Below are 12,733 nucleotides of genomic sequence, written 5' to 3'. Positions count from 1 at the left end.
CCTTCGTTGCCAAACAGACGAATGAACTCGAACGACACGCAATTCGCCGCCGCGGCCAGCCGCGCGGCCTTCGGCCCTGATTTCGTCTGGGGCTCGGCCACCAGCGCTGCGCAGATTGAAGGCGCCGGCGCGCTCGACGGCAAGGGTCCGTCGATCTGGGACGCGTTCTGCCGCGAACCCGGCCGCATCAACGATGCCTCGAACATCGACGTGGCCTGTGACCACTACCACCGCTACCGCGACGACGTGGCGCTGATGAAGTGGCTGGGCCTGAAGGCGTACCGGTTCTCGTTCGCCTGGCCGCGCGTTCAACCGCTGGGCCGCGGCGCATGGAACGAAGCGGGCTTTGCCTTCTACGACCGCCTCATCGACAGCCTGCTGGAAGCCGGCATCGCGCCGCATGCCACCCTCTACCACTGGGACCTGCCGCTCGCGCTGCACACCCAATTGGGTGGATGGCCCTCTCGCGAAATCGTCCCCCACTTCGTGGATTACGCGGCCGAGATCGCGCGCCGATTCGGCGATCGACTCGAGACCATCGCCACCCTCAACGAACCCTGGTGCGTGGCCACCCTGGGCTACGAAACGGCGCAGTTCGCACCCGGGCAGACGAACCGTGCGGCAGCGATGCAGACCTCGCACCACCTGCTGCTCTCGCACGGCAGAGCCATCAAGGCGATGCGGGCCGAAACGCGCACGAAGCTGGGCATCGTGCTCAACCACACGCCGGCGTTCCCGGCGACCGAGCTGGAGGCCGACCGTCGTGCCGCCCGGCTGGACGACGGCCTCAACGTGCGTTGGTACATGGACCCGGTCTTCCGCGCCCAGTACCCGGCCGATGTCATCGAGCACCTGGGTGCCGATGCGCCCCGCATCGAGCCGGGTGACATGGCCGACATCGCCCAGCCGCTGGATTTCCTGGGGGTCAACTTCTACACCCGCAGCTACATCAGCACGCAAGAGCCCAAGGTGCCCGCACCGGGCCAGCAGGGCTTCACCGACATGGGCTGGGAGATCTATCCGAAGGCGCTGACGCAGCATTTGGTGCGCATCACCCGCGAGTATTCACCGCCCCCGATCTACATCACCGAGAACGGCATGGCCAACGCCGATCGCATCGATGCAGACGGCCGGATTCCTGATGCAGAGCGGATTGCCTATCTGCGCGAGCACCTGGCCGCGCTCGCCAAGGCGGTCGAACTGGGCGTCGACGTGCGGGGCTACTTTTACTGGAGCCTGCTGGACAACTTCGAGTGGAACTCGGGCTATGTGAAGCGGTTCGGCCTGTTCCATGTCGACTACGCCACCCAGACGCGTACCGCCAAGGACAGCGCCCACTGGTACCGGGCCTTCATCGAGGCCCAGCGCGTCGGCCACGAATCGCCCAAGGCTTGAGCGATGGCGGCCGTTCGCTTCGAGGGCGTCGCGAAGACCTACCCCGGCGCTGCTGCGCCGGTGGTGCAGGGCCTGGATCTGCAGATCGCCGATGGTGAGTTCATGGTGCTCGTGGGCCCGTCGGGCTGCGGCAAGAGCACCACGCTGCGCATGCTGGCCGGGCTGGAAGAGCCGACCGGCGGGCGCATCTGGATCGGCGACACCGATGTGACCGATCTGCCGCCGGCCGATCGAGGTGTGGCGATGGTGTTCCAGAGCTACGCGCTGTACCCGCACATGACGGTGGCTCAGAACCTGGGTTTCGGTCTGCGCATGTCGGGCCACTCGCGCCAGCAGATCGATGCGGCGGTGCAGCGCGCGGCCGAGCGTCTGCAGCTTTCTGCCCTGCTGGGCCGCCTGCCGCGTGAACTGTCGGGCGGCCAGCGCCAGCGGGTGGCGATCGGCCGCGCGATCGTGCGCGAACCGAAGGTGTTCCTCTTCGATGAGCCGTTGTCGAACCTCGACGCGGCGTTGCGCACCCAGATGCGCATCGAGCTGGCCCACCTGCACCGCAGCCTTGGCACCACCATCGTCTACGTGACCCACGATCAGGTCGAGGCGATGACGCTCGGCGACCGCATTGCTGTCTTCAACCAGGGGCGCATTGAGCAGATCGGTGAGCCGATGCAGGTGTATCGGCAACCGACGAATCGGTTCGTCGCGGGCTTCCTCGGCTCGCCGCGGATGAACTTCCTCCCGGTCCAAGGCGCTGCCGAGTCGGCGCTCGAAGTGCCGGGGGGCTCGCTGCGGTGGCCGGCGTCACAAGGCGTGGCCACCAGCCGAGTGGCCACCGTGGGGGTGCGGCCCGAGCATCTTCAACTGGTCGACGATCAAACCATCTTCTCGCTGCAAGGCGAGGTGGACACCGTCGAGCAGTTGGGTGACACGAGCGTGGCCTATGTGAGCCTGCAGGGTCTGCCGGAACCGCTGTCGCTCAAGCTCGGCGGCACGGTGGTGGCGCCGGCGCGGGGCACCCAGGTGCGGCTCGCGGCCGAGCCTGAGCATCTGTTGGCGTTCGATGCGGAAGGTCGGCGGGTGGACGTGGGCGTGTTGGCCTGAACCGGCGCGGCTCTCTGCCGCGCTGTCAACACTGCAGCAGCAGCTTGGCGCGTTGCGGCGAACAGCCGCAGCGGAACACGTAAGCCCAGCCGCCGCCGAAGTTCATTTCGGTCTTTCGGTCGGGGCCCTGTTCGAGCAGTGCGAGGAACGGCATCTTGTGGCCGCAGCCGCCGCAGATCGGTGTCTCGTCCAGCTCTTCCCAGTGAGCGGTGCCGCCCCATTGCCCCAGCACCTGCCGCACATCGCGACCGGTGGCTTCGGCCCAGCCCATCGCGGCACTGGGGTAGTCCGGGGCTTCCTCCGCGGCGAGCAAGGTGGCGCCATAGCGCGTGGCACGCAAGGTCTTGCTGCCCGGGGGCGGGTCCACCAGCGCCAGATCGCGTGCGGGCACGACGATGGCGGCATTGCCGCCGCCCTCGGCTTCGGCCTGGTGGCACATGCCCGGTCGTTGTCGGCACATGAAGAGCAGCACCAGGGCGGCGTCTTGGCCGTCGGCATCGTCCACGCGCAGTTGGCCGAGGAATTGCATCGCGCCGCCGCAGTGGCGGCAGTGCGGCCACGCCAGTTGACCGGCCGGTGCCGAGGGGCGCCCGCCGAATGCGGTCTGGTCGGTCGGTTGCTCGAGGTCGAGGGCGTGGTGAATCAGGATCTCGGTCATCGGGCCCAGGGCGGCGGCATCTCGGGGGCCCGAATTCTGGCGCGCCCCGCATCAGGGCCGCATAAGCGTCGAGGTTGGGCTACCAGGCCAGCTTCAGCGCGCGGCCTGGGCCTGACGTCAAACCGCGGCTTCCACCACCATCTGCAGCCGCTGCTGACCCTGGAATTCGTCCAGGCTGAGCCGGTAAGCCAGTCGAACCTTGACCGGCAAGGGGTCGGCGTGGCCGAACCAGATGGCGTCGCGCAGCTGTCCCTGGTGCTTCAGCCGCAGCTTCAGGTGCTTCTCTCCGACCAGGCGTTGTTGGATCACCTCCACCTCGTCGCAAAACACCGGGGCTTCGAACCCTTGGCCCCACACCTGGGCGTCGAGCTTGGCGACGGTGTCGGCGTTGAAGTATTCGAGCGCCAGCGGTCCGTCGGTGGCCAGCGTGCGCGCCAGGGCCTCGGGCTGCAGCCATTCCTGCGCCACGAGCTGAAGCGCTTCATCGAAGGTGTCGAAATCCGCTTCGGTCAGCGTGCAGCCGGCGGCCATTGCGTGGCCGCCGAACTTCTTCAGCACGCCGGGATGCCGCTTGCTGACCAGATCGAGCGCGTCGCGCAGATGAAAGCCAGGGATCGAGCGGCCCGAGCCCTTCAGCAGCCCATCGTGGCCGAGCGCGAAGACGAAGGTGGGGCGGTGCAACCGGTCTTTCATGCGTCCGGCCACGATGCCGACCACGCCTTCGTGGAAATCCGGGTCGAACAGCACCACGGCGGGTGGCGGCGTGCCTTCGGGCATCAGGTTGTCCAGCAAGGCCTCGGCTTGCTCGCGCATGCCGGCCTCGACATCACGCCGTTCGCGGTTGATGGCGTCGAGTTGGCGCGCCAGCTCGGTGGCGCGCTCGGCGTCGTCGGTGGTCAGGCACTCGATCCCCAGCGTCATGTCCGACAGCCGGCCCGTCGCGTTGATGCGCGGGCCGAGAGCAAAGCCGAAATCGAAGGCAGAGGCGGTCTCGGTGCGGCGCGAGGCCGCGGCGAAGAGGGCCGCCACGCCAGGCTGCATGCGGCCCGCGCGGATGCGCTTGAGGCCCTGCGCGACGAGCCGCCGGTTGTTGGGATCGAGCTTGACGACATCGGCCACCGTGCCCAGCGCCACCAGATCGAGCAGCGCGTCCAGCCGCGGCTGGCTGGCGGCGTCGAAGCGGCCACGCTGGCGCAATTCGGCGCGCAGCGCGAGCAGCGTGTAGAACATCACCCCGACACCCGCCAGCGACTTGCTGCCGAACGCGCACTCTGGCTGATTCGGGTTGACGATCACGTCGGCCTCCGGCAACTGCACGGCGCCATCGACCAGTGCAGGCAGGTGATGGTCGGTGACGACCACCCGCATGCCGACGGAGCGCGCATGGGCCACCCCCGCGTGGCTGGCAATGCCGTTGTCGACCGTGATCAGCACGTCCGGCTGTTGTGCCCGGGCGAGGTCGACGATGGTGGGCGTGAGGCCATAGCCATGCACCTGGCGGTCCGGCACGATGTAGCTGAGCGTGCCGGGGGCCGCGCCCAGCATCGCCAGGCCGCGCAGCGCCACGGCGCAGGCGGTGGCGCCGTCGCAGTCGTAGTCCGCCACCACGCACATGCGCTGGCCTTGCTCGATGGCGTCGGCCAGCAGTTGCGCGGCCTCGCTGCTGCCGCGAAGCTGGGTCGGCGGCAGCAGCTGGGCCAGGCCGTCCTCCAGCTCGGTGGCACTCTTGACGCCGCGCGCTGCAAACAGGCGAGCGAGCAAGGGGTGCACGCCGCTTTGCTCCAGTGCGAAGACCGTGCGCGGCGGCGCATCACGCAGCGTGAGTCGGGGTGTGACCATGGTGTGAAGAGCGGGGGTCAGAGATGGGCGAGCCAGGGCGCGACATCTTCGCGCCGGGGGGCCAGCAGGCCGCGGCGCCACCAGGGGCGCTCGGCCGGCGAGAAGGTCTGTGCGTGGCGCTCGCCGCACAGGGTGATCTGCACGGGCTGGCCTGCTTCGGCCTGCCGCAGCGCTTCGGCAACCGGGCCGGCGTCGAGTGCCGCCCAGGCCTCGGCCCAACTCGTCCAGTCTTCGGCCAGCGCGGGGCCGCGCAGGCGGTCGTCCATCCGAACGGCCGCGTCCGTCGCGGTGCCCGGCTCGGCGGGCGTCGCCCCGGTGCCGCTCAACCAGAACGAATTGACAGGCAGCAGGCCTTCGGCCTCGCGCGCTTCGTTCAGGGGGTGCTGATGCAGCAGCATCTGCGCTTCGGCCTGCAGGCGGCGCACCAGGCGAGCGCCGGCGTGGCTGCCGAGCCAGAGATCGACATTGCGGCCGATCACCCGGTCGAGCGATGCGCTGGGCAGGGTGGCCAGGCTGGGGTGGCGCGCGTACCAGCGCGAGGGCGCGCCCCACAGCAACTGCCAGCCGTCGTCGGCAAACAGCGGGCTCAACTGGTCGAACAGAAGGCGTGACAGCGCGTTGTCCAGCCCCAGTGCGGCAGGATCGGCGAGCGATATCTGCTCGGTGCCCACATGCCAGTGGGCGGGGCTCAACAACGCCCAACCCTGGTCGTCCGCCTGCACGGTCAGGCCGTCACGCCGCGCTGACCGGGCCGCGAACGGCAACAGGCCGTCTTCGCCCACGGGCCAGCCCCAGGCACGCGCCAGCACGCGTTCGTGCGGCGGATTCAGGCTGAGCTCATCGCCCTCGTCGCGATGCGAGGGCGTCAGCCGCGCCAGCAGGCGTTCCAGGTGGGGCCATTGAAGGGTGGAGAGGGCCTGGCCCGCGGCGGGCGACAGGGCGGCGGCAAAGGGAAGCACCAAGTGCATCCGTGAATTATCGGTGTCTGCTGTGTCGAGGCGGCGCCATCACCCGTGAAGGGGGGATGCGCATCCATTTGCATTCCGATACATTTGTCCGCAGATCAGCCATGACCAGGGCACACCCGCGCGAAAGCCGGGGTCGCAAAGCCACCGATCCACACGGCTCGCCACCCGGCGGGCCGCGGACAGCGGGGTTGCCATGCGCCAGAGGCGTGGACCGGTAACGGTGCCACGTTCTTGACCGCCTTCTCGCGGTTCGTACGGCCCCCTTTCGGCAGCACAGACCCCGCGGCGCGCAGGTCAGCCCTGCCACGACGACAGGGAGTTGCGGATGCGTCTCGAGCAGGCGGAGGCTTCGGGCATCGGGCGCCGACCGAGTGTTTCGCTCGGAACGGCCAGCGCGGTGCCGTCGGCCGCGCGCTGTCCGATCGCCGCCGGGGTGCTGGTGCCTTTTGTCGTGGTCATGGTCGTGCTGCTCGGCCTGTGCATGGGCGGCTATCAGATGCTGTCGGCGGTGCGCGCCTTCGTCGGCGGTGAAAGCCACTGGTCCAAGGGCCGAGGCGCGGCGATGGCGCAGTTGCGGCTGTATGCCGCGACCGGCTCACCGGCGGCCTACCGGGGCTTCGAGCAGGCCCTCGATGCCCCTTTGGGCGACCGCGAGGCGCGATGGGCCATGGAGGCCGACGAGCCAGACCTTGAACGGGCCCGGGCAGGCCTGCTGCGCGGTGGCAACCACGCCGACGATGTCGACAGCCTGATCTGGCTCTACCGTGCCTTTGGCGACACCTTTTTGCTGCGCGATGCGGTGCGGGCTTGGCGCGAAGGCGACGCGCTCATCGACGAGTTGCAAGCGGTGGGTGAGGACGTGCGTTCGCGACTGGATCGCGGCGGGCGATTCGGCGATGCCGAGCTGGCTCGCCTGGACGTGGTGCTCGACCAGTTGGAGGGCCGCCTGCTGCAACAGGAGACGCGCTTTTCCGAAGCGCTCGGAGTCGCCTCTCGGGGCACGCAGCGGGGCTTTCAACTGACGCTGGTCGCCCTCACGCTGGCGCTGGGCATGGCCGTCGTCTTGCCGGCTCGGCGCACCCTGCAGCGCAACGAGCGGCAAAGGCGCCAATGGTTAGAGGCGCACCAGCGCTGGTCGATGGCGGCCGAAGTGGCCGGCATCGGCCTGTTCGAATGGCGAGCTGCCGACGATCTGTACCGATTGGACGCGCGATGCTGTGCGCTGTTCGGCCTGGACGCGGGTGATGGGGGCCGCTCGCTCGAACGGCACCAACTGAGAAGAACGCTGCTGGACGAGGACATTCCAGCGATGCGGCTGGCACTGGATCGCGCGCGTCTCGACGCGCTGCCGTTTCGCTTTCGATGCCGGGTGAAGCATCCGGACGGTGACATTCGCCACCTGGAGACGGTGGGCTACGAGCAGCGCAATGACGCGGGGCGGGTGCAGCGTGTGGTGGGGGTGGTGCACGATGTCAGCGAAGACGAAGAGCGCACGCAGCGAAGCATCGAGGTGGCCGCGGCCGAGCGAGCGGCCCGGGCGCGCATGGCGTTCCTCTCCCGTCTCAGCCACGAATTGCGGACACCGCTGAACGCTGTGCTGGGGTTCTCGCAGTTGATGCTCACCGAAGAGCGCGAGCCCTTGAGCGCCAGCGCTGCCGAGCGCATGCAGCACATCGTTTCAGCGGGGCAGCATTTGCTTCGGCTGGTTGACGATGTGCTCGACGTGACCCGCATCGACAGCGGCCAGTTCAGTGTGCAGAGCGAGCCGGTGGGCCTCGCGGCGCTGTGGGAGTCGGCGGTGAAACAAGTCGAGCCCTGGCGGGAGGCCATGGGGGTCACCATCGAAACGGCTTGGCCGGATGACGCGCTGTGGGTTCGCGCTGACGCCAAGCGGCTGGAACAAGTGCTGGTGAACCTGCTGCGCAATGGATGCCAATACAACCGCGCGGGTGGCAGGCTGGTGGTGGCAGCCCGGGCCGTGGGCGATCAGCTCTGGATCGACTTCAGCGATGAAGGCGAAGGTCTGTCCGCCAGCGAGATCCAGCAGCTGTTCCAGCCGTTTCAACGTCTGCCGCGCCACTCGCGGGTGCCAGGCACCGGGCTGGGCCTGGTGATCGTCAAGCTGTTGATGGCGCAGATGGGCGGGCAGATCGTTGTTCGGAGCCAGCCTGGCCAGGGCAGCACCTTCAGCATCGGCCTGGCGCGGTGTGACGAACTGGGCCTGTGGTGAAGCTTCACGACTGAGGCGTGTTCCGCATCGGCCTCGGGTGGCCCAGCGTCTCTTTGAACGCGGCGCCTTCCTGGGCGACGTCCAGTTGCACGCGCAGCGAATACATCCGTGCTTCCACCTCTGATTTCTGCACGCGGTCGCGGATGCGCAGATGCTCGCGCAACGAGGCCACGGCGGCGTGCCAATGCAGGCGCGCCTCGTGCAGTGCAGCGGCTTCCAGGTGCGCTGCGGCCAGCTCTCGCAGTTGTTGGCTCTGCTCCAACAGCTCGATGGACAGCGCCAGCGCAGTCGACGCACTGCGGTGGTTGTTTTGCAGGCGATCGAGGCGCGCCAGGCGCCACAGAAGCATGCCCCGGTCCGGCCCGGATTTGGCCGCCTCGGCCGCCTGGATACCGCCCAGCAGCGCGACCCGCGCATCCTCCAACTGCCCCAACTGCCAATACGCATCGCCGATGAACTGGGCATTCCGGGCCAGTGACACGAGATGACCCGCAGCGCGGTCACGCTCCGCGTATTCGCGGTAGGTCACCAGCATCTCATGGACCTGGGCATGATCGAACCCGTCGGGCTGCTCGAATGCCAGTTGGAGCCGCGTCGACAGCAGGTTCTGCATCACGATCCGGTGGCGGGTGGGCTCCTTGGCGGAATCCAGGTGCTGCAGCGATTGCTCGAAAGCTGCGGCAGCCTCTGGCAACTGGCCGCAGGCCCAGAGCGTCGACCCGGAATAGGAGAAAAACAGCGCGGTGTAGAGGCTGCCGGCTTCCATGGCCGGCAACAGCCGCTTGCCGACATTCAAGATCTCGAACGCCTTGGGCGCATCGCCGACACACGCGAGCGCCAGCGCAAGCAGGCCGCAGGTGTACAGGCGGGTGGGAGGCTGGTCGAAGAACTCGAACCAGTTCAGCGCGCGGAACCCGGCCTCCACCGCGTCTCGGGCTCGCCCTGAGCTCTGGTGGCCCCGCAGGATGAGGAAGTCGCACTGCCCCAGCCGTTCGACGTTGGCGGTGGCCAACCAATGGGGCCGGTGGCGCGCGCACAGTGCCATGGATTCACTGAAACGGCCCTCGTTGGCCAGGCTCATGGCCTGCGCGATCGGGTCTTCGTCGCCGTCGGCCTCTTCTCCGGGCGGCCGGGCCGCGGCGCGCCGCTGTGGCCTGGCCCCTTCGGCTCGGCTGAGCACGTCGACCAGGTAGCTGAAGCCCGCCAGTGACGTGTTGGAGGGCGCCGTGGGCGACGGTTCGTCGTCTGATTCGATCGCGTGGGTGATTTCTTGTGGGATCTGTTGCACCACCGATGCCGCCTCCGCAAATGCCGGCAGCATCAAGACGACACGATGCTGTCGGAATGGACCACGGAGAGCACGTCTCTCCAGGGGGTTCAAGCTACCCCAGTCTGATGCGGCCAAATATGGCAATAGGTAAGCGCCGTGATGGCCTGTTGCGCCAGCGTGGTTTTGGGGCGGGTCGCTTGCCACAAATTTCTGGCCTTGTCACTTCACCACAACCAGGCCCCTAGTTTGTGGGGGCTGATGGGCGGACGGCCCCAATGAAATACTGACTTCGCCCGATTCAGCGGCATATCAAAAACTTCCCTGTTGGAGCTCTCCATGAATCTGTCTCAATTGACCGTCGGTGTTGTTCTGTGCGCCAGCCTTGTCCCCGCCTTCGCAGCTTCGGATAATTTCAACCGGACCGATCTGGGCACCAAATGGGTTTCCCTGATCGGTGACCGCGCCCGAATCTCGAATCACAAGTTCGTGGCCGGCTTGGCGTATATGAAATACACGCCCGCAGCGGCCGACACCCGAGCGGTGGCCACCATCGCCGCCACCGGCAAGGACGTGGGGCACTATGCCGGCTTGTTCGTGGGCAAGGCATCGGTCAAGTTCCGCACCAATGCCAGCGACATGATCGAGGTGGTCTGCTTCGAGCCGACAATCATGAGCGATATCGACGTTCCCGGAACCTGCTTCACCGCCATGGCGGGGGATTTCACCGCTTTCAAGAAGGCCCGGGTGACGATGCAGACGACGGGTACGATGGCGTCGATCGACATCGATACCAACAAGGACGGCAGCCCCGAATACTCGTTCAAGTACGATTTTGGCGCGGCGGTGGGGGGCGGTGTGGGCCTGATGGGAAACAACGAGATCTTCACGATCGATAATCTCTCGACAGGCCAGGCAGACTGACTTCCAAGTCTGCTTCCCGCCGGAATATGGTGGTTTTGATACTCCGGCGGGGTAGATATATTTTCTTTTCGCCCGGCACGATGGATCAATCATGCTCTGGGGCGGTCTCTTCGGCCGGCAGAGGCGGTGGTGCGCCCTGACGGCCTGTCGGCAGGTTGAACGCTGAGTTGTCTGATGGGTGGAGCTGTTTCCTGACGTCGGCCAACCCAACCACGCCGGTCGCCGTTCGGCTCCGGGGCCGAGGCCAAGGTGACATGCGATGCGGGCTCGGCCAGGGCCCCTGGGCGTGCGATGTCGCGGCTGCCCGCCCGCGCCGCCCGCGCGGCGCGAGCCCCGCGGCGCCGCCGTTCAAGCTGGAGCAGTTCGCTCCGGGTAGCATGCCGGCACCATGAGTCTTCTTTCTGCGCTGCCGTACGAATGGCAGATCGGCTGGCGCTACACGCGCGCCGGTCGTGCCGGCCGTCGCAACGGTTTCATCTCCTTCATTTCTTTTGTCTCCGTGATCGGCATTGCGTTGGGCGTGATGGCCCTGATCGTGGTGCTGAGTGTGATGAACGGCTTCCAGAAGGAGGTGCGCGACCGCATGCTCTCGGCGGTGGCCCATGTGGAAATCCTGCAGCCGCAGGGTGAGGCGCTGCCGGACTGGTCGGCCGTGGCCAAACGGGCCAAGGAAGACCCGGCTGTTCGGGCCGCCGCGCCGTTCATTGCCGTGCAGTCGCTGCTGGCCCGCGGTGAGGACATGCGGGGTGCGGTGGTGCGAGGGGTGCTGCCGGCTGCGGAGAGCGAGATCACCGATCTCGCCGCCAAGCTTCAAGCCGACGGCACCTTCGCCCAGCTTGTTCCCGGGCAGTGGCGCATCGTCTTGGGCACCGAGCTCGCGCGATCGTTGGGGGTGAGGGTGGGCGACCCGGTCACCTTGATCACCCCGGGCGGGCAGGTGACGCCCGCCGGCGTGCAGCCCCGTCTCAAGCAGTTCACCGTGGCCGGGGTCTTCAGCGTCGGTCATTACGAGTACGACAGCGGGCTCGCGCTGATCCACATCGACGACGCCGCCAAGCTGTTTCGCACCGAGGGGCCGACCGGGGTGCAACTGAAGCTCGCCAACGTCCAAGAGGCGCGTGAGGTCGGCTGGCGGTTGGCCGAGGCGCTCGGGCCGCAGGTGCGTGTGCGCGACTGGACGCGCACCAACGCCGCCTGGTACGACGCGGTCCAGATCGAAAAGCGCATGATGTTCATCATCCTCACGCTGATCGTCGCGGTGGCGGCCTTCAACCTGGTGTCCACGCTGGTGATGACGGTGACCGACAAGCGTGCGGACATCGCGATTCTTCGCACCATCGGCGCCAGCCCCCGCTCGGTGATGGGCATCTTCGTCGTTCAAGGCGCCACCTCGGGCATCATCGGCACCTTGGCCGGTACCGGCCTGGGGCTGCTGATTGCCTTCAACATCGGCACCATCGTGCCCGCCATCGAGCGGGCGCTGGGCGTGGCGTTCCTGCCCAGCAGCATCTACCTGATCAACCGCATGCCAAGCGACCCGCAGATGGCCGACATCCTCCCCATCGCGCTGATTTCGCTGGTGCTGGCGTTCCTGGCGACGCTGTACCCCAGCTGGCGCGCCAGCCGCGTCAACCCGGCGGAGGCGTTGCGCTATGAGTGACGTGGCATCGTCGGCTGTGCTGATGGCGCAGGGCCTGACCAAGCGCTTCACCGAAGGCCCGCTCGATGTACGGGTGCTGCACGGTGTCGACCTGGTGGTGAATCGTGGCGAAACGCTGGCCATCGTCGGCGCATCGGGTTCGGGCAAAAGCACTTTGCTGCACCTGCTGGGCGCTCTTGACGCGCCCAGCAGCGGCAGCGTCACGCTGATGGGCCGGCGGCTCGACGCGATGGATGCCGCGGAGCAGGGCCGTTGGCGCAACCAGCATTTGGGCTTCGTCTACCAGTTCCACCACCTGCTGCCTGAGTTCAGCGCGCTGGACAACGTGGCGATGCCCTTGCGCATCCGCCGCTTGTCCGTGCCTCAGGCACACGAGCGGGCCCGCGCGGCCCTGGCCGAGGTGGGCCTCGCTGAGCGGGTGCTGCATCGGCCAGGTGAGTTGTCTGGCGGCGAGCGGCAGCGCGTGGCACTGGCGCGGGCGCTGGTGGCGGACCCGGCGTGTGTGCTGGCCGACGAGCCCACGGGCAACCTGGATCGAGATACCGCCGATCGGGTCTTCGCCATGATGCTGGGCCGGGCGCGTGAACGGGGGCTGGCCTTTGTGCTGGTGACCCACGACCCGTCGCTGGCCGCGCGCTGCGATCGACAAGTGCGCCTGGATGCCGGACGCCTGACGGTCGCCTGAGATGGTGCG

10 protein-coding genes and 1 riboswitch are annotated in these 12,733 nt (G+C 67.6%); of the genes, 6 read left to right on the top strand and 4 right to left on the bottom strand.

What is annotated here, in order from left to right; genetic code table 11:
* Nucleotides 1–21: 21 nt before the first annotated feature.
* Together AACH06_RS19360 and AACH06_RS19355 are read left to right on the top strand one after the other, a co-directional pair.
* On the top strand, nucleotides 22–1,395 hold the full coding sequence (locus AACH06_RS19360; protein ID WP_341427407.1) for a GH1 family beta-glucosidase: 1,374 nt from the start codon (nucleotides 22–24) through the stop codon (nucleotides 1,393–1,395).
* A 3-nt stretch (nucleotides 1,396–1,398) separates the two neighbouring features.
* Nucleotides 1,399–2,493, top strand: a complete 1,095-nt coding sequence (locus AACH06_RS19355) for an ABC transporter ATP-binding protein (RefSeq protein WP_341427406.1) — start codon at nucleotides 1,399–1,401, stop codon at nucleotides 2,491–2,493.
* 25 nt (nucleotides 2,494–2,518) lie between these two features.
* On the opposite strand, the gene AACH06_RS19350 is transcribed toward AACH06_RS19355, so the two are convergent.
* From AACH06_RS19350 to AACH06_RS19340, 3 genes are all read right to left on the bottom strand, one after another.
* Nucleotides 2,519–3,151: a hypothetical protein gene (locus AACH06_RS19350; RefSeq protein ID WP_341427405.1), complete on the bottom strand. Its 633-nt coding sequence runs from the start codon at nucleotides 3,149–3,151 to the stop codon at nucleotides 2,519–2,521.
* 117 nt (nucleotides 3,152–3,268) lie between these two features.
* Nucleotides 3,269–4,990 (bottom strand): single-stranded-DNA-specific exonuclease RecJ, encoded by a 1,722-nt coding sequence (recJ, locus tag AACH06_RS19345; RefSeq protein WP_341427404.1) that lies wholly within the window; start codon nucleotides 4,988–4,990, stop codon nucleotides 3,269–3,271.
* A gap of 17 nt (nucleotides 4,991–5,007) precedes the next feature.
* A complete protein-coding gene (locus AACH06_RS19340) occupies nucleotides 5,008–5,958 on the bottom strand; it encodes a hypothetical protein (RefSeq protein ID WP_341427403.1) in 951 nt (316 codons plus the stop codon).
* A gap of 99 nt (nucleotides 5,959–6,057) precedes the next feature.
* Nucleotides 6,058–6,154: riboswitch (cyclic di-GMP riboswitch) on the top strand.
* A 129-nt stretch (nucleotides 6,155–6,283) separates the two neighbouring features.
* On the opposite strand from AACH06_RS19340, the gene AACH06_RS19335 reads away from it, so the two are divergent.
* Nucleotides 6,284–8,188 carry a sensor histidine kinase gene (locus tag AACH06_RS19335; RefSeq protein ID WP_341427402.1) on the top strand — a complete coding sequence of 635 codons (1,905 nt, stop codon included), beginning with the start codon at nucleotides 6,284–6,286 and terminating at the stop codon, nucleotides 8,186–8,188.
* A 4-nt stretch (nucleotides 8,189–8,192) separates the two neighbouring features.
* Here the strand turns inward: AACH06_RS19335 and AACH06_RS19330 are convergent, their stop codons facing one another.
* Entirely contained in the window at nucleotides 8,193–9,509 is a 1,317-nt protein-coding gene (locus tag AACH06_RS19330; protein ID WP_341427401.1) for a hypothetical protein, read from the bottom strand.
* Between the two features lie 285 nt (nucleotides 9,510–9,794).
* On the opposite strand from AACH06_RS19330, the gene AACH06_RS19325 reads away from it, so the two are divergent.
* From AACH06_RS19325 to AACH06_RS19315, 3 genes are all read left to right on the top strand, one after another.
* Nucleotides 9,795–10,379 carry a hypothetical protein gene (locus tag AACH06_RS19325; protein ID WP_341427400.1) on the top strand — a complete coding sequence of 195 codons (585 nt, stop codon included), beginning with the start codon at nucleotides 9,795–9,797 and terminating at the stop codon, nucleotides 10,377–10,379.
* Nucleotides 10,380–10,767: 388 nt separating this feature from the next.
* On the top strand, nucleotides 10,768–12,039 hold the full coding sequence (locus tag AACH06_RS19320; RefSeq protein WP_341427399.1) for a lipoprotein-releasing ABC transporter permease subunit: 1,272 nt from the start codon (nucleotides 10,768–10,770) through the stop codon (nucleotides 12,037–12,039).
* A complete protein-coding gene (locus tag AACH06_RS19315) occupies nucleotides 12,032–12,724 on the top strand; it encodes an ABC transporter ATP-binding protein (protein WP_341427398.1) in 693 nt (230 codons plus the stop codon). Before AACH06_RS19320 ends, AACH06_RS19315 begins: the two co-directional genes overlap by 8 nt.
* The last annotated feature ends 9 nt before the right edge of the window (nucleotides 12,725–12,733 follow it).

The sequence above is a fragment of the Ideonella lacteola genome (assembly GCF_038066555.1).
Classification (GTDB): Bacteria; Pseudomonadota; Gammaproteobacteria; order Burkholderiales; family Burkholderiaceae_C; genus Ideonella; species Ideonella lacteola.
This window is presented reverse-complemented; position numbering and strand designations above follow the sequence as displayed.

Bases quoted from the DNA above. Each gene is read 5' to 3' on its own strand.
- AACH06_RS19355 (WP_341427406.1), top strand. From the start codon at position 1,399: ATGGCGGCCGTTCGCTTCGAGGGCGTCGCGAAGACCTACCCCGGCGCT.
- AACH06_RS19330 (WP_341427401.1), bottom strand. From the start codon at position 9,509: ATGCTGCCGGCATTTGCGGAGGCGGCATCGGTGGTGCAACAGATCCCA.
- AACH06_RS19315 (WP_341427398.1), top strand. From the start codon at position 12,032: ATGAGTGACGTGGCATCGTCGGCTGTGCTGATGGCGCAGGGCCTGACC.
- AACH06_RS19360 (WP_341427407.1), top strand. From the start codon at position 22: ATGAACTCGAACGACACGCAATTCGCCGCCGCGGCCAGCCGCGCGGCC.
- AACH06_RS19320 (WP_341427399.1), top strand. From the start codon at position 10,768: ATGAGTCTTCTTTCTGCGCTGCCGTACGAATGGCAGATCGGCTGGCGC.
- AACH06_RS19335 (WP_341427402.1), top strand. From the start codon at position 6,284: ATGCGTCTCGAGCAGGCGGAGGCTTCGGGCATCGGGCGCCGACCGAGT.
- AACH06_RS19325 (WP_341427400.1), top strand. From the start codon at position 9,795: ATGAATCTGTCTCAATTGACCGTCGGTGTTGTTCTGTGCGCCAGCCTT.
- AACH06_RS19340 (WP_341427403.1), bottom strand. From the start codon at position 5,958: ATGCACTTGGTGCTTCCCTTTGCCGCCGCCCTGTCGCCCGCCGCGGGC.
- AACH06_RS19350 (WP_341427405.1), bottom strand. From the start codon at position 3,151: ATGACCGAGATCCTGATTCACCACGCCCTCGACCTCGAGCAACCGACC.
- recJ (WP_341427404.1), bottom strand. From the start codon at position 4,990: ATGGTCACACCCCGACTCACGCTGCGTGATGCGCCGCCGCGCACGGTC.